This is a genomic window from Pseudomonas sp. H1_A03 (genome assembly GCF_054685145.1).
In genome coordinates this window covers 284,222-305,490 of record NZ_CP162829.1, presented here as the reverse complement: position 1 = coordinate 305,490, position 21,269 = coordinate 284,222, and the positions used below count along the sequence as shown (strand labels likewise).

The 21,269-nt window shown below is 56.4% G+C and carries 14 protein-coding genes, 2 tRNA genes, 3 rRNA genes and 1 pseudogene; 17 read left to right on the top strand and 3 right to left on the bottom strand.

Annotation, left to right across the window (positions count from 1 at the left end; translation table 11 throughout):
• The first annotated feature begins 53 nt into the window (after positions 1-53).
• Genes AB4O35_RS01415 through AB4O35_RS01405 form a run of 3 tightly spaced genes read left to right on the top strand, consistent with a single transcriptional unit; the run spans position 54 to position 2,733 of the window.
• Complete coding sequence (locus tag AB4O35_RS01415; RefSeq protein ID WP_065945457.1) at positions 54-932, top strand: heme/hemin ABC transporter substrate-binding protein; 879 nt, start codon at positions 54-56, stop codon at positions 930-932.
• Positions 929-1,966, top strand: coding sequence for a FecCD family ABC transporter permease (locus AB4O35_RS01410; protein WP_065875690.1), 1,038 nt, complete (start codon positions 929-931; stop codon positions 1,964-1,966). The genes AB4O35_RS01415 and AB4O35_RS01410 overlap by 4 nt, the downstream gene beginning before the upstream one ends.
• The gene (locus tag AB4O35_RS01405) at positions 1,966-2,733 is read left to right on the top strand and encodes a heme ABC transporter ATP-binding protein (RefSeq protein ID WP_065945456.1); all 768 of its coding nucleotides are present in this window, start codon (positions 1,966-1,968) and stop codon (positions 2,731-2,733) included. The genes AB4O35_RS01410 and AB4O35_RS01405 overlap by 1 nt, the downstream gene beginning before the upstream one ends.
• Before the next feature lie 237 nt (positions 2,734-2,970).
• Here AB4O35_RS01405 and AB4O35_RS01400 read toward each other — a convergent pair whose 3' ends face one another.
• From AB4O35_RS01400 to AB4O35_RS01390, 3 genes are all read right to left on the bottom strand, one after another.
• Entirely contained in the window at positions 2,971-3,243 is a 273-nt protein-coding gene (locus AB4O35_RS01400; RefSeq protein ID WP_010206563.1) for a TfoX/Sxy family protein, read from the bottom strand.
• Between the two features lie 193 nt (positions 3,244-3,436).
• The gene (locus tag AB4O35_RS01395) at positions 3,437-3,781 is read right to left on the bottom strand and encodes a pentapeptide repeat-containing protein (protein WP_065945455.1); all 345 of its coding nucleotides are present in this window, start codon (positions 3,779-3,781) and stop codon (positions 3,437-3,439) included.
• Between the two features lie 93 nt (positions 3,782-3,874).
• Entirely contained in the window at positions 3,875-5,431 is a 1,557-nt protein-coding gene (locus AB4O35_RS01390) for a bifunctional aminoglycoside phosphotransferase/ATP-binding protein (protein ID WP_065881625.1), read from the bottom strand.
• Between the two features lie 118 nt (positions 5,432-5,549).
• On the opposite strand from AB4O35_RS01390, the gene mrcB reads away from it, so the two are divergent.
• From mrcB to rrf, 14 genes and pseudogenes are all read left to right on the top strand, one after another.
• Positions 5,550-7,874: a penicillin-binding protein 1B gene (gene mrcB, locus AB4O35_RS01385; RefSeq protein ID WP_065881622.1), complete on the top strand. Its 2,325-nt coding sequence runs from the start codon at positions 5,550-5,552 to the stop codon at positions 7,872-7,874.
• Positions 7,875-7,890: 16 nt separating this feature from the next.
• Positions 7,891-8,624, top strand: a pseudogene (locus tag AB4O35_RS01380) (tetratricopeptide repeat protein).
• Positions 8,624-8,953: a YqcC family protein gene (locus AB4O35_RS01375; RefSeq protein WP_049711520.1), complete on the top strand. Its 330-nt coding sequence runs from the start codon at positions 8,624-8,626 to the stop codon at positions 8,951-8,953. The pseudogene AB4O35_RS01380 and the gene AB4O35_RS01375 overlap by 1 nt, the downstream one beginning before the upstream one ends.
• A gap of 431 nt (positions 8,954-9,384) precedes the next feature.
• Positions 9,385-11,109, top strand: a complete 1,725-nt coding sequence (locus tag AB4O35_RS01370; protein WP_065945495.1) for an acetolactate synthase 3 large subunit — start codon at positions 9,385-9,387, stop codon at positions 11,107-11,109.
• Between the two features lie 2 nt (positions 11,110-11,111).
• The gene (ilvN, locus tag AB4O35_RS01365; protein WP_003176102.1) at positions 11,112-11,603 is read left to right on the top strand and encodes an acetolactate synthase small subunit; all 492 of its coding nucleotides are present in this window, start codon (positions 11,112-11,114) and stop codon (positions 11,601-11,603) included.
• Positions 11,604-11,650: 47 nt separating this feature from the next.
• Positions 11,651-12,667, top strand: coding sequence for a ketol-acid reductoisomerase (ilvC, locus tag AB4O35_RS01360; protein WP_007948647.1), 1,017 nt, complete (start codon positions 11,651-11,653; stop codon positions 12,665-12,667).
• Positions 12,668-12,810: 143 nt separating this feature from the next.
• Positions 12,811-13,668 carry a CDP-diacylglycerol--serine O-phosphatidyltransferase gene (gene pssA, locus AB4O35_RS01355; RefSeq protein ID WP_049711521.1) on the top strand — a complete coding sequence of 286 codons (858 nt, stop codon included), beginning with the start codon at positions 12,811-12,813 and terminating at the stop codon, positions 13,666-13,668.
• A 63-nt stretch (positions 13,669-13,731) separates the two neighbouring features.
• Complete coding sequence (gene msrP, locus AB4O35_RS01350) at positions 13,732-14,745, top strand: protein-methionine-sulfoxide reductase catalytic subunit MsrP (RefSeq protein ID WP_065875698.1); 1,014 nt, start codon at positions 13,732-13,734, stop codon at positions 14,743-14,745.
• Complete coding sequence (msrQ, locus tag AB4O35_RS01345) at positions 14,745-15,365, top strand: protein-methionine-sulfoxide reductase heme-binding subunit MsrQ (protein ID WP_065881619.1); 621 nt, start codon at positions 14,745-14,747, stop codon at positions 15,363-15,365. Before msrP ends, msrQ begins: the two co-directional genes overlap by 1 nt.
• Before the next feature lie 545 nt (positions 15,366-15,910).
• Positions 15,911-17,447, top strand: a 16S ribosomal RNA gene (locus AB4O35_RS01340).
• Between the two features lie 82 nt (positions 17,448-17,529).
• Positions 17,530-17,606: transfer RNA gene (locus tag AB4O35_RS01335), tRNA-Ile, on the top strand.
• A gap of 30 nt (positions 17,607-17,636) precedes the next feature.
• Positions 17,637-17,712: transfer RNA gene (locus AB4O35_RS01330), tRNA-Ala, on the top strand.
• A 249-nt stretch (positions 17,713-17,961) separates the two neighbouring features.
• Positions 17,962-20,853 (top strand): 23S ribosomal RNA (locus AB4O35_RS01325).
• Positions 20,854-21,009: 156 nt separating this feature from the next.
• Positions 21,010-21,125, top strand: a 5S ribosomal RNA gene (rrf, locus tag AB4O35_RS01320).
• Together the 16S, 23S and 5S rRNA genes with 2 tRNA genes alongside form the textbook arrangement of a ribosomal RNA operon.
• The last annotated feature ends 144 nt before the right edge of the window (positions 21,126-21,269 follow it).

The window sequence follows — 21,269 nt, the reverse complement described above, 5'->3', positions numbered from 1 at the left end:
CTGTCACATTGATGAGTGCTTGAGCGGCCCTGCCCCTGGAAGGAAACCCTGTTATGCGCCTGAGTGCCAGCGCTATCGCGCTTGTTGTCGGACTGCTGGTCAACCATGGGGCCCAAGCCTCTGAACTGCCACAACGCTGGGTAAGTGCCGGTGGGGCGCTGTCGGAATGGGTGACGGCCCTGGGCGGTGAGGCAAAACTGGTGGGGGTCGATACCACCAGTCAACATCCCGAGTCCCTCAGGGCGTTGCCGAGCATTGGCTACCAGCGACAGTTGTCGGCTGAAGGCATCCTGAGTTTGCGCCCGCAGGTGCTGGTGGGGACTGAAGAAATGGGCCCACCGCCCGTGCTGGCGCAGATTCGTAGCGCGGGCGTGCAGGTGGAGATGTTCTCGGCGCAGCCTGACTTGCTTGCGTTAAAAGGCAATCTTCAGCAGTTGGGCACGTTGTTGGGTAATGACGCCAAGGCCTCCGAATTGTTTGCCGGATATGAGCAGGCGCTGAACCAGCAAAAGCGTTGGGTCGCCAAGGCTCAGTCCACCCAAAACGCGCCAGGTGTATTGCTGCTGCTCGGGCATGCAGGCGGCAAGCCGCTGATCGCGGGCAAAGACACGGCGGCTGATTGGATGTTGCAACAGGCGGGCGGGCGCAATCTGGCGACCCATAGTGGTTACAAACCTTTTTCGGTGGAGTCGTTGGCGGGGTTGAGCCCGGATGTGCTGGTATTTGCTGACCGTGCCCTGAGTGGTGATGCGGCGCGTGCGGCGCTATTCAAAGAGAATCCGATCCTGGCTTCCACTCCGGCGGCTAAGAGTGGGCGGGTGTTTGAGGTGGACACCACCTTGCTGGTCGGCGGGCTTGGGCCGCGCCTGCCGAAAAGCCTGGCAGAGCTGTCTGCCGGGTTTTATCCGTCCCATGCTAAGCCTGCCCCATGACCACGTTGGTTAAACCGAAGACGCTCTTTATTGGGCTGGCGCTGTTGTGTGTATTGGCTATCTGGCTCTCGCTGGCATTGGGGCCGGTCAGCTTGCCATTGCTGGATACGCTCAACGCCGCGTTGCGACTGATGGGGCTGCCTATTGAGGCACAGGGGCTGGAGCAGGCTGAGCTGATCCTGGGGCAGATCCGTTTGCCGCGTACGCTGCTGGGGTTGGCGGTCGGCGGCGTGTTGGCTTTGTCGGGAGTGGCGATGCAGGGATTGTTCCGCAACCCTCTGGCTGATCCTGGATTAGTCGGGGTTTCCAGCGGTGCGGCGTTGGGGGCTGCAGTGGCGATTGTCGGTGCTTCGTTTTTTGGCGGTTTGCCGGATGCATTCGGGCCGTACTTGTTATCGCTGTGCGCATTCCTCGGCGGGCTGGGCGTCACCGCATTGGTCTATCGACTGGGGCGGCGCAACGGCCAAACCAATGTCGCGACGATGCTGCTTGCCGGCATTGCCCTTACAGCCCTCGCCGGCTCTGCGGTGGGCCTGTTTACCTACCTGGCCGATGACGCCACCTTGCGCACCCTGACATTCTGGAACCTAGGGAGCCTTAACGGCGCCAGCTATTCCAGGTTATGGCCGCTGTTGCTGGTGAGCGCGGGTGTGGCGCTGTGGTTGCCGCGCCGAGCGAAGGCGCTGAATGCATTGCTGCTCGGCGAGTCAGAAGCCAATCACCTTGGGATTGATGTGGAAAGGCTTAAGCGTGAGCTGGTCTTCTGCACGGCTTTGGGGGTGGGCGCTGCGGTGGCCGCAGCAGGCATGATTGGCTTCGTGGGCCTGGTGGTGCCGCATTTGGTGCGATTGCTGGCGGGGCCGGATCATCGGGTGCTGTTGCCAGCTTCCGTATTGGCGGGTGCAAGCTTGCTGCTGTTTGCCGATCTGGTAGCGCGCCTTGCCTTGGCGCCGGCTGAACTGCCGATCGGCATCGTCACTGCGTTTATCGGCGCTCCGTTTTTTCTTTACCTGTTGTTGCGGGGGCGTGCCTGATGCTGCGTGTGGAAGACTTGCAGATCTGTCGCGGGCGTAAAATTGTGTTGGCGGATGTCACCCTCGATTTATTGCCGGGCGAGGTGCTTGGCGTATTGGGCCCAAATGGCGCGGGTAAAAGCACGTTGCTAGGCGCGTTGTGCGGTGAACTGCATCCCGATCAAGGCACGGTGTGGCTGGATCAACGACCGTTGAGCGAATGGAGTGGTGCGCAGCGGGCGCAGCGCCTTGCGGTTTTGCCCCAGGCTTCGACGCTGGACTTTGCATTCCGCGTCGAAGAGGTTGTCGGCATGGGGCGTTTGCCACATCAAACTGGGCGAGTACGCGACGACGAGATTATAAAGGCAGCCTTGCAGGCGGCAGATGTCGGTCACTTGAGCGGTCGCAGCTACCTGGCGTTGTCTGGCGGGGAGCGTCAACGCGTTCACCTGGCGCGCGTGCTTGCGCAGTTATGGCCAGGTGAAGCAGGGCAGACGTTACTGCTGGATGAGCCGACGTCAATGCTGGACCCCTTGCACCAACATACAACCTTGCAGGCCATCCGGACCTTTGCCGATCGAGGAGCGGCAGTGCTGGTGATCCTTCATGACCTGAACCTGGCGGCGCGTTACTGTGATCGAATTATGTTGCTTCAGGCGGGGCGTCCCCATGCCCTGGATACACCGGCGCAGGTAATGCAGCCTGAGCCGCTGAAAGCGGTGTTTGGTCTGGATGTGCTCGTGCAACCCCATCCGGAACGTGGGCATCCGTTGATTATTGCGCGCTAGGTTTTGACAGGCAAAAAAAGACCCGGCAAGAGCCGGGTCAAATAACCGTGATTAGCCTGATGAGGAGATAATCTGAGAGTCCGAACCAATGGTCTTTCAGTTATCGGCTGATCTCGCGACCAGTTGTGATAATCATAACGATTCTCATTTGAGAGTCAACATTTGTTTTTGCATGTCTTCCGCGTTTTCTCAAACGTATGTTCGCAATGCCTGTAAATGTTGGGTTTTATAGTCGAGCTAATTTTTCTGGCGTGCCGACAGAGCGTCCAATTGACGGTTCAACGCTTCCTTGCGCTCAGCAGGAATGTCGTTCCAGTGCACATCCATCAATGCCCCTTCGATGGCATACAGCAGCACTTTTGACGCGCGGAACCCGCGCGTCCGCACGGCTCGGTAAGCATCGACCGCGCCCAGGCGACGCAAGTCCGACGCACTGTGGATGCCCACTGCGTGCAGCCACTGTGCTGACGTCTTGCCGAGGTTTTTCAGGTGTTGCAGCTCATCGTTCATCAAGCCTCCTTGCGACGGCCGAATGGTTCGGTGGGTATCGTGACCAGGCAAGCCTGAGCAGGAGTGTAGCGCTCAGTAGGAAAAGCGTAGTTCTTTAGTCGGAAACGGCCTAAAGACGTATGAGAATGACTAGATCATGCAGGCGGGAAGTCCCCGGTTCGACTATGCGAAACCGGGGTAGAGGCAGCGGCTTTTAGCGGGTGCGGTAGCGTAGGCGGGTGCCGAAATTGACCGACATGAGGATCTCATCGGCAGTGAGTTCTGGCGGGAAGTAAGTACCGGAAATCTGCGCATGGGCCAGGCTCGCTCCTTCCATTGGGCAGTCACGCAAGTCCAGGCCACGCAAATCGGCGGAGCGGAAATACGCGTCGGTAAAATCCACGCCAGCGGCGTTAAGCTCACGCAGGTCCAACCCACGGAAGTCGCCACCGCGCATATCGATGACCCCGTCTTTTGGGCGTTCCTCGTTAAATCCTCGGACATCATCTTTATGCAGGAGCGAGTAAAGCGGAGTATCAAGAAGCTTGGGCTGACTCATGAAGGCGACTCCTGTTGGATTTATGACGCCATTATAGTGCCACTATTGCTTGGTCGTGCGACTTGGCAGACGACACGACCAAGAAATTTTTCTTTACAAGCCTGGCAAGTGTTGGCGAATATGCGCGACCAAGGCATCCAGGGTCCCGCTTTCGTTGGTTTCGACGCGTTTGCTGAGGAGCAGTTCCTCGGCTGTCAGCGGGTCGCGATTGGCGTGCTGTTCTTCGATAACCGTCAATGTCGCGTCGGAAGGATCGTTTTTATCTGCCTGACGTTGCGCCAACCAGCTTGAGATAACGGCCTGAGGCGCATTGCAATCCAGGATCAGGAAGGGTGCACCGGTGGCTTCAGCAATCTTGGCAGCTGCATCACGTTGTTCGCGCTTAAGGAAGGTCGCATCCAGCACCACTGGGTAACCTGCGCGAAGGACGGTGTCGGCGATTTCATTCAAGCGCGCGTAGGTCGCCGCGCTGGCATCGGCTGCATAGATGCCGGCCTGAGGCGTGTTTTCCACATGTTGCTCGCCGAACAGGCGCTTGCGCTCCACATCCGAACGCAGGCGCACAGCGCCCAAGGCTTCGACCAGGCGCATGGCAACATGGCTTTTGCCTACGGCCGAAACACCATGGGTAATTGCCAGGAAGCGCGACGGAATGGTGCTGTAGCTTTCCGCCAGGTTGGCATAGTTGCGGTATTGGCGCAGGGTCGTCGCGCGCTGCACCGGGCTGGCTTCGCTCGGCATGCTGAACAGTGAAACCTTGGCGCGTACCAGCGCTCGGTAGGCTTTATAGAAGTTCAGGACTTCCAGGCCGTGATAATCACCGGTCAGCTCCAGGTACTGGCTGATGAAGCGACGCGCCAGGGACTTGAGGCCACGGTCTTCCAAGTCCATGGCCAGGAAGGCGGTGTCGGCGTACACGTCGGTAAAGCGGAAAGGCTCGTTGAACTCGATGCAGTCGAAGATCACCACGTGGCCATCGATCAGGGTTGCGTTACCCAAGTGAATATCACCGTGGCATTCGCGGGTAAAACCCTCCAGCTTGCGCTGGGCGAACAGCGGCTTGAGGCGCTCGAAGCTGCTTTCGGCCCAGGCGTGCAGCGCGTCCAGTTGAGCCAGGTCAGCCTTGTCGCTGAGGAACGGGCGGATCTGATCGAAGTTCTGGCGAACCGGTGCCATCACTTCGTCCGGGGTGCCGGCAGGGTGTTCTTGCGGGACTGTCGGCGCGGTGAGGTGGAAGTGCGCGATCTGCTTGGCCATCTCATCAATGTGCGCGCTGGTCAGTTCGCCGTTGGCTTGCAGGGTACTGAGCAATTGGCTTTGTGGGAACTGACGCATTTTCAGCGCGTACTCGATCACCGGGCCATCGCCACCCAGTTGCGGGGCTTCGGCAGTGCCGGTGATCGGCAACACTTCAAGATACAAATCGTCTGTCAGGCGCTGGTTGAGGCGCAGTTCTTCCCGGCAGAAGTGGCCGCGCTTTTCCAGGTCGGTGAAATCCAGAAAGCCGAAGTTCATCGGCTTCTTCAGTTTATAAGCGTAGGAACCGGTCAGTACGACCCAGGAAATATGGGTCTCGATGACTTGGAACGCTTCAACCGGATGGGGGTATAAAGCCGGGTTTTGCAGGGCGGCGATCAGGGACTGGCTCACGGGCGATCCTTCAGAGTCTGGGGAAAAACATGGCGGGCATTATGGCTGCTGCGGCCGGTCGTGCAAACCGCTGTCCGGCTCATGTTGATCCTCAATAAAGTGCGTATAATCCGCCGCCATGACTCGAACCCGATCTCCCCGTTCCCGTAAAAAACCTCCCTCCCGTGGCCTTCGCCCTTGGCTGGGCTGGGCGCTCAAGCTTGGCTTGGTGGGCCTCGTCGTGCTCGCCGGCTTTGCGGTGTACCTCGACGCTGTGGTCCAGGAGAAATTCTCCGGCAAGCGCTGGACCATTCCGGCCAAGGTGTACGCGCGCCCACTGGAACTGTTCACCGGCCAGAAGCTGAGCAAGGATGACTTCCTGACCGAGCTCGATGCCTTGGGCTACCGCCGCGAACCCGTGAGCAACGGTCCGGGTGCGGCCGCCGTCACGGGTAACACCGTCGACCTGAATACCCGCGGCTTCCAGTTCTACGAAGGCCTGGAAAAAGCCCAGCCGGTGCGCGTGCGCTTTTCCGGCGATTACGTTGCCGAGTTGTCGTCGCTCAATGGCTCGAAGCTGCCCGTGGTTCGACTGGAACCGCTGATGATCGGCGGCATTTACCCGAAAAACCTTGAAGATCGCATCCTGATCAAGCTTGATCAGGTGCCGCCGTACCTGCTGGAAACCCTGGTCGCCGTCGAAGACCGCGATTTTTACCACCACTGGGGCGTCTCGCCGAAGTCGATTGCCCGCGCGGTTTGGGTGAACACCTCTGGCGGTAAGATGACCCAGGGCGGCAGCACGCTCACGCAACAATTGGTCAAGAACTTCTACCTGACCAATGAGCGCAGCCTGACGCGCAAGCTCACCGAAGCCATGATGGCGATGCTGCTGGAGCTGCACTACAGCAAGCAGGAAATCCTCGAGGCCTACCTCAACGAGGTGTTCGTCGGCCAGGACGGCCAGCGCGCCGTGCATGGTTTTGGCTTGGCCAGCCAGTTCTTCTTTGGCCAGCCGCTGTCTGAATTGAAGCTGCATCAGGTCGCGTTGCTGGTGGGCATGGTCAAGGGGCCTTCCTACTACAACCCGCGTCGTAACCCTGAGCGCGCACTGGAACGTCGAAACCTGGTGCTCGATGTGCTTGAGCAACAGGGCGTTGCGACGGCGGACCAAGTCGCCGCGGCGAAGAAAATGCCACTGGGTGTAACCACCCGCGGCAAGCTGGCGGACAGCTCCTTCCCAGGCTTTATCGATCTGGTCAAACGTCAACTGCGTGAAGACTACCGCGACGAAGACTTGACCGAAGAAGGCCTGCGGATCTTCACCAGTTTCGACCCGATCCTGCAGATGAAAGCCGAAGCGTCCGTCAATGACACCTTCAAGCGCCTCACGGGGCGTAAAGGCTCCGATGAAGTCGAAGCGGCAATGGTCGTGACCAACCCGGAAACCGGTGAAGTGCAGGCCATGATCGGCAGTCGCCAGGCCAGCTTCGCCGGTTTCAACCGCGCGCTGGATGCGGTACGGCCAATCGGTTCGCTGGTCAAGCCTGCGGTTTACCTGACCGCCTTGGAAAAGCCGAGCAAATACACGCTGACCAGTTGGCTGTCGGATGATCCATTGTCGGTCAAGGGGGCTGATGGCCAGGTGTGGACGCCGCAGAACTTCGACCGTCGCTCCCACGGTACGGTGTTCCTATACCAAGGGATCGCTCACTCCTACAACATCTCCACTTCCCGCCTCGGCCTTGAAGTCGGCGTGCCGAACGTCCTCAAGACGATCGCGCGACTGGGTGTCACCCGTGAATTCCCGGCCTTTCCGTCGATCCTGCTGGGCGCTGGCGCGATGACCCCGATGGAAGTCGCAACCATGTACCAGACCCTAGCCAACGGTGGTTTCAATACACCGATGCGCGGGATCCGCAGCGTGTTGACTGCCGAAGGCGAGCCGCTCAAGCGTTACCCGTTCCAGATTCAGCAACGTTTTGATGCGGGCTCCATCTATCTGATTCAGAACGCCATGCAGCGCGTGATGCGTGAAGGTACCGGTAGTTCTGTCTATAAGGTCCTGCCATCGAACCTGACGCTGGCGGGCAAGACCGGTACCAGTAACGATTCGCGCGACAGTTGGTTCGCCGGCTTCGGCCAGGACGTGCTGGCGGTGGTGTGGCTGGGGCGTGACGATAACGGCAAGACCCCGTTCACCGGTGCTACCGGTGCGCTGCAGGTCTGGACCAGCTTCATGCGCAAAGCCGACCCACTGCCGTTGAACATGCCGCAGCCAGATAACATCGTGCAGGCCTGGATTGATCCGCACACGGGTCAAGGCTCTGATGCCAACTGTCCGGGCGCGGTGCAGATGCCGTATATTCGCGGCAGCGAACCGCCACCCGGTGCCGCGTGCGGTGGCAGTGCCCCTGCTGACGCGGAATCGGTGATGGATTGGGTCAAGGGCTGGATGAATTAAGCAAAGAGGGTTTCAAGTGAACAAATGGTTGTTTCCAGCTATTACAGCTCTGGCTTTGCTCAGCGGTTGCTCCAGCGTCCAACGCGGCTCCATTCCCGTGGTGGACTCCAGCACAGCCGTCTCCAATAACGACCGGATTTCGGCCAATGGCGGGTTCCGTCAAACCGTGACCCAGCGCCCTGCGCAGGCAACGACCCAGGCAATGCCACAGGATTCCGGCGTGGTGGTGATGGTGCCAGGCGGCGGCGCAGCGGCATCGGCGCCGATCAGTGCTGAGCCCTGGACGCCGGGCCCAAGCACCTCGGGCCCGATTGACTCCACGCCGGTTCAAGCGGCGCCGATCAATCAAGGCACCTACAACATGCCGTCGACGCCAAGTGGTATTCCGTCATCCTCCAGCGGTGGCGGCCTGTCGGCTGATGAGCAATTGGACGGCCCGGTGCTGGCGCTGCTGACCACTGCCCAGCAACAGCAGGCAGGGGGGATTTGAACGGCGCTTCGTCCAGCCTTGAGCGTGCCCAGCGTGTTGCACCTCGCGAGCCTCAAGTGTTGTACCGCTTGGCGCAAGTACGCATGGCCCAGGGCGACGCGCCGCAAGCCGAGCAGTTTGCCCGTCGGGGCCTGAGCCTGGCTAACGGTCGTCCAGACCTGCAAGCCAGTCTGTGGGCCTTGATTGGTGACGCGCGTGCCGCACAAGGTGACGCAGCCGGCGCGGCCCAGGCTCGCCAGAAAGCCAAGGTCAGCCTCTGATGGATGCACGCTTTCCCGCAATTGCCGAACAGTTATTGCTGATTGAGCGCGAATTGCGCGTGCAGGGCTGGTGGGACGAGGTGTCCCCCAGCGTCGAGGCACTCAGCAGCGTTGAGCCCTTTTCGGTAGACACCCTGGACTTTCACCAGTGGCTGCAATGGATCTTCCTGGTGCGCATGAAGCAGATCCTCGAGCAGGACCTGCCATTGCCAAATGCTTCGGGGATCATGGAGATGGCGGAGATGGTCTACGCTGACCGCCCGCTGGAAAGCCTCGGCTTGCGCAATGCGCTGAAAAAGTTCGACCAACTGATCGCCGACGCTCGTTAATTGCCTGACTGCCGGGTTTTCCGGCAGTCTTGCGCACATTTCTACCGCTTGACGACATTCAGGCGAGTTTTATCCCTCCTCAAACCCCTTTCTTCTACGTTCTCATGCGCTTAGTTGGAAAAAAGCGCAATTATTGCTTGACTTGAAGGGGCTGAAACAGAAGAATCCAAAGTCCGCTGTATCGGGACTGCCAGAAGCAGGCCCGCTCAGCAGATCATGAGGCGCACATCCGCGCCGACCTGTTACACCCGCAACGCGTTACCTCGCGCTGGGTGGGAAAAGCCCGCAACACTTGGGACGATCCCAATACTTGCTCAGTCAGTGCTGACGTAGTCGGCGACCACCGTCGCTCATGCTCTGTTGAGAAGTAAACCTATTAAGACCCGTCGGTTTTCAACGGACGGTATTCTGGCGTTTTAGAGGTGAACAACGTGGAGCTTTTATCTGGCGGTGAGATGCTCGTCCGCTTTTTGCGTGACGAAGGCGTCGACTATATCTACGGGTACCCAGGTGGTGCTCTGCTGCATGTCTACGACGCACTGTTCAAGGAACCGGCTGTTACCCACATCCTGGTTCGCCACGAACAGGCCGCGACCCATATGGCTGACGGTTATGCCCGTGCCACCGGTAAAGCCGGTGTGGTACTGGTAACATCCGGCCCAGGCGCAACCAATGCCATTACCGGCATCGCGACTGCCTATATGGACTCCATCCCGATGGTGATCATTTCTGGCCAGGTGGCAAGCACCATGGTCGGTACCGATGCATTCCAGGAAACCGACATGATCGGTATCTCCCGGCCGATCGTGAAACACAGCTTCATGATCAAGCATGCCTCGGAAATCCCGGAAATCATGAAGAAGGCCTTCTACCTCGCACAGTCCGGTCGCCCGGGCCCTGTGGTGGTTGATATCCCGAAAGACATGACCAACCCGGCGGAAAAATTCGAATACGTCTTCCCGAAAAAAGCCAAGCTGCGTTCCTACAGCCCGGCCGTTCGTGGGCACTCGGGGCAAATTCGCAAGGCAGCAGAAATGCTCCTGGCGGCCAAGCGTCCCGTGTTGTATTCGGGTGGTGGTGTGATTCTGGGCGGCGGTTCCGCACCGCTGACCGAACTGGCCAAGCTGCTCAACCTGCCGGTGACCAACACCTTGATGGGCCTCGGCGCATTCCCGGGTACGGATCGCCAGTTTGTCGGCATGCTCGGCATGCACGGCAGCTACACCGCCAACCTGGCGATGCACCATGCCGACGTGATCCTGGCAGTGGGTGCACGTTTCGATGACCGGGTAATCAACGGCGCGAGCAAATTCTGCCCGAACGCCAAGATCATCCATATCGACATCGACCCTGCGTCCATCTCCAAGACCATCAAGGCCGATGTGCCGATCGTAGGTCCGGTTGAAAGCGTATTGACCGAGATGGTTGCCGCGCTCAAGGACATCGGCGAAGCGCCGAACAAGGAATCCGTCGCCAGTTGGTGGAAGCAGATTGACGAATGGCGCGGTGATCGTGGCCTGTTCCCTTACGATAAGGGCGACGGCAGCATCATCAAGCCACAAACCGTGATCGAGACCCTGTGCGAAGTGACCAAGGGCGACGCCTTTGTGACCTCCGACGTGGGCCAGCACCAGATGTTCGCCGCGCAGTACTACAAGTTCGACAAGCCTAATCGCTGGATCAATTCCGGTGGCCTGGGCACGATGGGCTTTGGTTTTCCTGCGGCCATGGGCGTGAAACTGAGCTTCCCGGACACCGACGTCGCGTGCGTCACCGGTGAGGGCAGCATCCAGATGAACATCCAGGAACTGTCGACGTGCCTGCAGTACGGCCTTCCGGTGAAGATCGTCTGCTTGAACAACGGCGTGCTGGGCATGGTTCGTCAGTGGCAGGACATGAGCTACAACAGCCGTCACTCCCATTCCTACATGGAGTCGCTGCCAGATTTCGTCAAATTGGTTGAAGCCTATGGCCACGTCGGCATTCGCATCACCGACTTGAAAGATCTGAAGCCGAAGATGGAAGAAGCGTTCGCCATGAAGGACCGCCTGGTGTTCATCGATATTCAGGTGGATACCAGCGAGCACGTCTACCCGATGCAGATCAAGGACGGCTCTATGCGCGACATGTGGCTGAACAAGACGGAGCGTACTTAATCATGCGGCATATTATCTCCCTGCTTCTGGAGAACGAACCCGGCGCTCTGTCTCGTGTTGTCGGCCTGTTTTCGCAACGCAACTACAACATCGAAAGCCTGACCGTGGCCCCGACCGAAGACCCGACCCTGTCGCGCCTGACGTTGACCACCGTGGGCCACGATGAGGTGATCGAGCAGATCACCAAGAACCTCAACAAGCTGATCGAAGTGGTCAAGCTGGTCGACCTGTCGGAGAGTGCCCACATCGAGCGCGAGCTGATGCTGGTCAAGGTCAAGGCCACCGGCGCCCAGCGTGCCGAGATCAAGCGCACTACCGATATTTATCGCGGGCAGATCGTCGATGTGAGCGCCAGCGTTTATACCGTTCAACTGACCGGTACAAGCGACAAGCTGGACAGCTTCATCCAATCGATCGGGACGGCCTCGATTCTGGAAACAGTACGCAGTGGTGTCACCGGGATTGCCCGTGGCGACAAAGTACTCAGCATCTAACCCAAATTAGTGAATGGCCTTACGGCCTGGATATATAGAGGAACCTCATGAAAGTTTATTACGAAAAAGATTGTGACCTGTCGATCATCCAGGGCAAGAAAGTCGCCATCATCGGCTACGGCTCCCAGGGTCACGCACAAGCGTGCAATCTGAAAGATTCCGGCGTTGACGTGACTGTTGGCCTGCGCAAAGGCTCGGCCACTGTTGCCAAGGCTGAAGCCCATGGCCTGAAAGTGACTGACGTTGCTTCCGCCGTTGCTGCTGCCGACCTGGTCATGATCCTGACCCCGGACGAGTTCCAGTCCGCGCTGTACAAGAACGAAATCGAGCCGAACATCAAGAAGGGCGCCACCCTGGCCTTCTCCCACGGCTTCGCGATTCACTACAACCAGGTAGTGCCACGCGCTGACCTCGACGTGATCATGATCGCGCCGAAAGCCCCGGGCCATACCGTGCGCTCCGAGTTCGTCAAAGGCGGCGGTATCCCTGACCTGATCGCGATCTACCAGGACGCTTCGGGCAATGCCAAGAACGTTGCGCTGTCCTACGCTGCGGGTGTTGGCGGTGGTCGTACCGGCATCATCGAAACCACCTTCAAGGACGAGACTGAAACCGACCTGTTCGGCGAACAAGCCGTTCTGTGCGGCGGTACCGTTGAACTGGTAAAAGCCGGTTTCGAAACCCTGGTTGAAGCTGGCTACGCGCCGGAAATGGCCTACTTCGAATGCCTGCACGAACTGAAGCTGATCGTCGACCTCATGTACGAAGGCGGTATCGCCAACATGAACTACTCGATCTCCAACAACGCCGAGTACGGCGAGTACGTGACGGGCCCGGAAGTGATCAACGCCGAGTCCCGCCAGGCAATGCGCAACGCCCTGAAACGTATTCAGGACGGCGAATACGCCAAAATGTTCATCAGCGAAGGCGCGACCGGCTACCCTTCGATGACCGCCAAGCGTCGTAACAACGCCGCTCACGGTATCGAAATCATCGGCGAGCAACTGCGCTCCATGATGCCGTGGATCGGTGCCAACAAGATCGTCGACAAAGCCAAAAACTAAGTCGTACGCATCAACGGAAAACGCGGCCTAGGCCGCGTTTTTTCGTTTGTGGGCTGGTTCTGGTATAAAGCTGCATCGTTTGCGGGCGAACACTCGCCGCAAGTATTTGTCGAATTTTTTCACACCGTTGCAAGGTAAAGTCCATGAGCGAACGTCCCGAAGAGCCACACCAGGCTTCTGACGCCGAAAGCCTGCTGCCGATCGATGAGCATGTCGAAGAAGGGCATGACGCCGAAGGTCGCAAGGTCCGGCATCGTGGCATCTATCTTTTGCCGAACCTGTTCACTACGGCAAACCTGTTTGCCGGCTTCTATTCCATCATCAACTCCATGAGCGCCCAAAGTGCGCTGGCGGCGGGTGATGCGGTGAGTGCCAGTAAGTATTTCGGTTTTGCTGCCATTGCCATTTTCGTTGCCATGGTGCTCGACGGCCTTGATGGTCGTGTGGCACGCATGACTAACACGCAAAGCGCCTTCGGTGCCGAGTACGACTCGTTGTCGGATATGGTCGCGTTTGGTGTAGCCCCCGCGTTGCTGGCATTTGCCTGGGCGCTGGGTGATATGGGTAAGGTTGGCTGGATGGTCGCCTTCATCTATGTTGCGGGCGCTGCTTTGCGTCTGGCGCGCTTCAATACTCAGGTGGGGACTGCTGACAAGCGGTATTTCATCGGTCTTGCCAGCCCGGCGGCTGCGGGGGTGGTGGCAGGTATTGTCTGGGCGTTCAGTGATTACGGCATTCAGGGTTCGAAAATGTCGTTCCTGGTGGCGTTGATGGTAGCTGCTGCCGGCATGCTGATGGTCAGCAACATCAAGTACAACAGCTTCAAGGAGCTGGACCTCAAGGGGCGCGTGCCTTTCGTGGCAATCCTGGCAGTGGTGCTGGTGTTCGCCGTGGTGTTCAGTGATCCTCCGCGTATTCTGTTGCTGGCGTTCCTGGTCTACGCCGCTTCGGGCCCGGTTCAGTATCTGTTGCATCTGCGCCGCGACAAAACATTGCCTTAATGTAATTTCCCCCATACTCCGCAGTCTATTGGTGCATCAGTTCTCCAACGCTGCGGAGTTGCCATGTTAATCAAGTTGCCTAAAGCGTCCGATTGCCATGAATCGGATGTCACTCCTGAATCTTTCTATCTTTCTCGCCGCAGCTTGCTTGGTGGTGCGCTTGCCGGCATCGCAGCCAGCAGTTTGCCGCGTTGGGCCAATGCTGAGGAAGCCTCACGTTATGCTGATGTTGAAGCGGGCAGGGCGCCGAGCTGGTTTGCCGAGAAGCTGCCGAGTACCCAATGGCAGGCAGTTACGGTAAAGGACGAAGCGATCACGCCGTTCAAGGATGCGACTCACTACAACAACTTCTATGAGTTTGGTACGGACAAGGGTGATCCCGCAGCGAATGCGGGCTCGCTCAAGACCGAGCCCTGGAGTGTGGTGATTGATGGCGAAGTCGCCAAGCCGGGGCGATATGCCCTGGAAGACTTTATGAAGCCGTATCAATTGGAAGAACGGATCTACCGTCTGCGCTGCGTCGAGGCGTGGTCGATGGTCATCCCCTGGATCGGCTTTCCGATCTCGGCCTTGCTCAAGCAGGTTGAGCCAACCTCCAAGGCCAAGTACATCCGCTTTGAAACTCTTCAGGATTCCAAGAGTATGCCGGGCCAGCGTTCGAGTTTCGGCTTGATCGATTGGCCTTATATAGAAGGGTTGCGCCTGGATGAGGCGATGAACCCGCTGGCGATCCTGGCTGTTGGCATGTATGGGCGTGAATTGCCCAACCAGAACGGCGCGCCGCTACGCTTGGTTGTGCCTTGGAAGTATGGCTTCAAGAGTGTGAAGTCCATTGTGCGGATCAGTCTCGTGAGCGAGCAACCGAAAACCACTTGGCAGAGCATCGCTGCGGATGAGTATGGGTTCTATGCGAATGTGAACCCAACGGTCGACCACCCTCGCTGGACTCAGGCGCGGGAGCGTCGTCTGCCGAGCGGCCTGTTCAGTCCGAATGTGCGTGAAACGCAGATGTTCAACGGCTACTCCGATGAGGTGGCTTCTCTTTATACCGGTCTGGATTTGCGGAAGAACTACTGATGCGCTATCCAGTTTGGCGCATTGGCGTCTTTATAGCTGCGGCGATATGGCCGTTGTATTGGCTGTATGAGGCGTGGGGTTTCGCCCTCGGGCCTGATCCGGGCAAGGTTCTGGTCGATCGACTGGGGCTGGGTACGTTGATCTTGTTGCTGATCACGCTGGGGATGACCCCGCTGCAGAAGCTTAGCGGTTGGGCGGGGTGGATAGCAGTGCGGAGGCAGTTGGGTTTGTGGTGCTTTGCCTATGTGGTGCTCCATCTGGCTGCTTATTGTGTGTTTGTACTGGGGTTGGATTGGACGCAGTTGGGCGTGGAATTGCGCAAGCGGCCTTACATCATTGTGGGGGCGTTGGGGTTCCTGTTGCTGTTGGTATTGGCGGTGACGTCGAATCGTTATAGTCAGCGTCGGCTGGGGAGTCGTTGGAAGAAGCTGCATCGCCTGGTGTATGTGATTCTTGGCCTCGGCTTGCTGCATATGCTGTGGATTGTGCGGGCTGATCTGAAGGAGTGGGCTATCTATGCTTCTATAGGTGTGTTGCTCTTAGTGCTGCGAATACCGCCTGTAATGCGCCGGATCCCCCGCCTTATTGCGAAAAAACCATTTTCTGCAACAAAAGCGTAATTAAGGGTTGACGGCAGATTCTGGAAGTCTATAATTCGCCCCACTTCCGGCGCAGTCGAAACGGAAAACTCCTTGGTAAACAAAGAGTTATGCGAGATTCGACAGCGAGTTGCTTCAGTTGATCGAAGCCCAGAAGGAGTTGGTAGGGCAGCGTTGTTTGGCTCTATTAACGTTTCGATCCTCTCGGTCGAAAGCGGAGAAAAAGAGGTGTTGACAGCAGCGTGTAACGCTGTAGAATTCGCCTCCCGCTAACGAGAGATCGGAAGCGCAAGTGGTTGAAGTTGTTGAAGAATTCTTCGAAAACTTCTGAAAATAATCACTTGACAGCAAATGAGGCTGCTGTAGAATGCGCGCCTCGGTTGAGATGAAAGATCTTAACCAACCGCTCTTTAACAACTGAATCAAGCAATTCGTGTGGGTGCTTGTGGAGTCAGACTGATAGTCAACAAGATTATCAGCATCACAAGTTACTCCGCGAGAAATCAAAGATGTAACCAACGATTGCTGAGCCAAGTTTAGGGTTTCTTAAAAACCCAAAGATGTTTGAACTGAAGAGTTTGATCATGGCTCAGATTGAACGCTGGCGGCAGGCCTAACACATGCAAGTCGAGCGGTAGAGAGAAGCTTGCTTCTCTTGAGAGCGGCGGACGGGTGAGTAATGCCTAGGAATCTGCCTGGTAGTGGGGGATAACGTTCGGAAACGGACGCTAATACCGCATACGTCCTACGGGAGAAAGCAGGGGACCTTCGGGCCTTGCGCTATCAGATGAGCCTAGGTCGGATTAGCTAGTTGGTGAGGTAATGGCTCACCAAGGCGACGATCCGTAACTGGTCTGAGAGGATGATCAGTCACACTGGAACTGAGACACGGTCCAGACTCCTACGGGAGGCAGCAGTGGGGAATATTGGACAATGGGCGAAAGCCTGATCCAGCCATGCCGCGTGTGTGAAGAAGGTCTTCGGATTGTAAAGCACTTTAAGTTGGGAGGAAGGGCAGTTACCTAATACGTGATTGTTTTGACGTTACCGACAGAATAAGCACCGGCTAACTCTGTGCCAGCAGCCGCGGTAATACAGAGGGTGCAAGCGTTAATCGGAATTACTGGGCGTAAAGCGCGCGTAGGTGGTTTGTTAAGTTGGATGTGAAATCCCCGGGCTCAACCTGGGAACTGCATTCAAAACTGACTGACTAGAGTATGGTAGAGGGTGGTGGAATTTCCTGTGTAGCGGTGAAATGCGTAGATATAGGAAGGAACACCAGTGGCGAAGGCGACCACCTGGACTAATACTGACACTGAGGTGCGAAAGCGTGGGGAGCAAACAGGATTAGATACCCTGGTAGTCCACGCCGTAAACGATGTCAACTAGCCGTTGGAAGCCTTGAGCTTTTAGTGGCGCAGCTAACGCATTAAGTTGACCGCCTGGGGAGTACGGCCGCAAGGTTAAAACTCAAATGAATTGACGGGGGCCCGCACAAGCGGTGGAGCATGTGGTTTAATTCGAAGCAACGCGAAGAACCTTACCAGGCCTTGACATCCAATGAACTTTCTAGAGATAGATTGGTGCCTTCGGGAACATTGAGACAGGTGCTGCATGGCTGTCGTCAGCTCGTGTCGTGAGATGTTGGGTTAAGTCCCGTAACGAGCGCAACCCTTGTCCTTAGTTACCAGCACATAATGGTGGGCACTCTAAGGAGACTGCCGGTGACAAACCGGAGGAAGGTGGGGATGACGTCAAGTCATCATGGCCCTTACGGCCTGGGCTACACACGTGCTACAATGGTCGGTACAGAGGGTTGCCAAGCCGCGAGGTGGAGCTAATCCCAGAAAACCGATCGTAGTCCGGATCGCAGTCTGCAACTCGACTGCGTGAAGTCGGAATCGCTAGTAATCGCGAATCAGAATGTCGCGGTGAATACGTTCCCGGGCCTTGTACACACCGCCCGTCACACCATGGGAGTGGGTTGCACCAGAAGTAGCTAGTCTAACCTTCGGGAGGACGGTTACCACGGTGTGATTCATGACTGGGGTGAAGTCGTAACAAGGTAGCCGTAGGGGAACCTGCGGCTGGATCACCTCCTTAATCGACGACATCAGCTGCTCCATAAGTTCCCACACGAATTGCTTGATTCATTGAAGAAGACGATAAGAAGCAGCCCGAAATTGGGTCTGTAGCTCAGTTGGTTAGAGCGCACCCCTGATAAGGGTGAGGTCGGCAGTTCGAATCTGCCCAGACCCACCAATTTTGTGTGGGAAACGCCTGTAGAAATACGGGGCCATAGCTCAGCTGGGAGAGCGCCTGCCTTGCACGCAGGAGGTCAACGGTTCGATCCCGTTTGGCTCCACCACTACTGCTTCTACGTTATGAAAGCTTAGAAATGAGCATTCCATCGTTATGATGGTGAATGTTGATTTCTAGTCTTTGATTAGATCGTTCTTTAAAAATTTGGGTATGTGATAGAAAGATAGACTGAGCGTTACTTTCACTGGTAACGGATCAGGCTAAGGTAAAATTTGTGAGTTACTCAGTTTTGAGTATTATCGAATTTTCGGCGAATGTTGTCTTCACAGTATAACCAGATTGCTTGGGGTTATATGGTCAAGTGAAGAAGCGCATACGGTGGATGCCTTGGCAGTCAGAGGCGATGAAAGACGTGGTAGCCTGCGAAAAGCTTCGGGGAGTCGGCAAACAGACTTTGATCCGGAGATGTCTGAATGGGGGAACCCAGCCATCATAAGATGGTTACCTTACACTGAATACATAGGTGTATGGAGCGAACCAGGGGAACTGAAACATCTAAGTACCCTGAGGAAAAGAAATCAACCGAGATTCCCTTAGTAGTGGCGAGCGAACGGGGACTAGCCCTTAAGTGGCTTTGAGATTAGCGGAACGCTCTGGAAAGTGCGGCCATAGTGGGTGATAGCCCTGTACGCGAAAATCTCTTAGTCATGAAATCGAGTAGGACGGAGCACGAGAAACTTTGTCTGAATATGGGGGGACCATCCTCCAAGGCTAAATACTACTGACTGACCGATAGTGAACTAGTACCGTGAGGGAAAGGCGAAAAGAACCCCGGAGAGGGGAGTGAAATAGATCCTGAAACCGTATGCGTACAAGCAGTGGGAGCCCACTTTGTTGGGTGACTGCGTACCTTTTGTATAATGGGTCAGCGACTTATTTTCAGTGGCGAGCTTAACCGAATAGGGGAGGCGTAGCGAAAGCGAGTCTTAATAGGGCGTCTAGTCGCTGGGAATAGACCCGAAACCGGGCGATCTATCCATGGGCAGGTTGAAGGTTGGGTAACACTAACTGGAGGACCGAACCGACTACCGTTGAAAAGTTAGCGGATGACCTGTGGATCGGAGTGAAAGGCTAATCAAGCTCGGAGATAGCTGGTTCTCCTCGAAAGCTATTTAGGTAGCGCCTCATGTATCACTGTAGGGGGTAGAGCACTGTTTCGGCTAGGGGGTCATCCCGACTTACCAAACCGATGCAAACTCCGAATACCTACAAGTGCCGAGCATGGGAGACACACGGCGGGTGCTAACGTCCGTCGTGAAAAGGGAAACAACCCAGACCGTCAGCTAAGGTCCCAAAGTTATGGTTAAGTGGGAAACGATGTGGGAAGGCTTAGACAGCTAGGAGGTTGGCTTAGAAGCAGCCACCCTTTAAAGAAAGCGTAATAGCTCACTAGTCGAGTCGGCCTGCGCGGAAGATGTAACGGGGCTCAAACCATACACCGAAGCTACGGGTATCACGTAAGTGATGCGGTAGAGGAGCGTTCTGTAAGCCTGTGAAGGTGAGTTGAGAAGCTTGCTGGAGGTATCAGAAGTGCGAATGCTGACATGAGTAACGACAATGGGTGTGAAAAACACCCACGCCGAAAGACCAAGGTTTCCTGCGCAACGTTAATCGACGCAGGGTTAGTCGGTCCCTAAGGCGAGGCTGAAAAGCGTAGTCGATGGAAAACAGGTTAATATTCCTGTACTTCTGGTTATTGCGATGGAGGGACGGAGAAGGCTAGGCCAGCTTGGCGTTGGTTGTCCAAGTTTAAGGTGGTAGGCTGAGATCTTAGGTAAATCCGGGATCTTAAGGCCGAGAGCTGATGACGAGTTAACTTTTAGTTAACGAAGTGGTTGATGCCATGCTTCCAAGAAAAGCTTCTAAGCTTCAGGTAACCAGGAACCGTACCCCAAACCGACACAGGTGGTTGGGTAGAGAATACCAAGGCGCTTGAGAGAACTCGGGTGAAGGAACTAGGCAAAATGGCACCGTAACTTCGGGAGAAGGTGCGCCGGTGAGGGTGAAGGACTTGCTCCGTAAGCTCATGCCGGTCGAAGATACCAGGCCGCTGCGACTGTTTATTAAAAACACAGCACTCTGCAAACACGAAAGTGGACGTATAGGGTGTGACGCCTGCCCGGTGCCGGAAGGTTAATTGATGGGGTTAGCTAACGCGAAGCTCTTGATCGAAGCCCCGGTAAACGGCGGCCGTAACTATAACGGTCCTAAGGTAGCGAAATTCCTTGTCGGGTAAGTTCCGACCTGCACGAATGGCGTAACGATGGCGGCGCTGTCTCCACCCGAGACTCAGTGAAATTGAAATCGCTGTGAAGATGCAGTGTATCCGCGGCTAGACGGAAAGACCCCGTGAACCTTTACTATAGCTTTGCACTGGACTTTGAATTTGCTTGTGTAGGATAGGTGGGAGGCTTTGAAGCGTGGACGCCAGTCTGCGTGGAGCCAACCTTGAAATACCACCCTGGCAACTTTGAGGTTCTAACTCAGGTCCGTTATCCGGATCGAGGACAGTGTATGGTGGGTAGTTTGACTGGGGCGGTCTCCTCCTAAAGAGTAACGGAGGAGTACGAAGGTGCGCTCAGACCGGTCGGAAATCGGTCGTAGAGTATAAAGGCAAAAGCGCGCTTGACTGCGAGACAGACACGTCGAGCAGGTACGAAAGTAGGTCTTAGTGATCCGGTGGTTCTGTATGGAAGGGCCATCGCTCAACGGATAAAAGGTACTCCGGGGATAACAGGCTGATACCGCCCAAGAGTTCATATCGACGGCGGTGTTTGGCACCTCGATGTCGGCTCATCACATCCTGGGGCTGAAGCCGGTCCCAAGGGTATGGCTGTTCGCCATTTAAAGTGGTACGCGAGCTGGGTTTAGAACGTCGTGAGACAGTTCGGTCCCTATCTGCCGTGGACGTTTGAGATTTGAGAGGGGCTGCTCCTAGTACGAGAGGACCGGAGTGGACGAACCTCTGGTGTTCCGGTTGTCACGCCAGTGGCATTGCCGGGTAGCTATGTTCGGAATAGATAACCGCTGAAAGCATCTAAGCGGGAAACTAGCCTCAAGATGAGATCTCACTGGGACCTTGAGTCCCCTGAAGGGCCGTCGAAGACTACGACGTTGATAGGTTGGGTGTGTAAGCGCTGTGAGGCGTTGAGCTAACCAATACTAATTGCCCGTGAGGCTTGACCATATAACACCCAAGCAATTTGACTACTCGAAAGAGCATCAGATTGCGGTGTGTGAAGACGATAGAACCGAAAGTTCGATCTCACGAAAACACCGAAAGCTGTCACATACCCAATTTGCTGAAGCGAGGCCATCTGGCCACGACTCAGTACCCGAATTTCTTGACGACCATAGAGCATTGGAACCACCTGATCCCATCCCGAACTCAGTAGTGAAACGATGCATCGCCGATGGTAGTGTGGGGTTTCCCCATGTGAGAGTAGGTCATCGTCAAGATTAAATTCCGAAACCCCTGTTTGCTAACGCGAACAGGGGTTTTGTTTTGGGCGGTCGAAAAGACATCTAACATCCCAATTCCGCCAATAACTGTCCACAGTGCTAAAGTCGCACCCTCGATTTTGCTTTTCCCAAGGAAGCCGT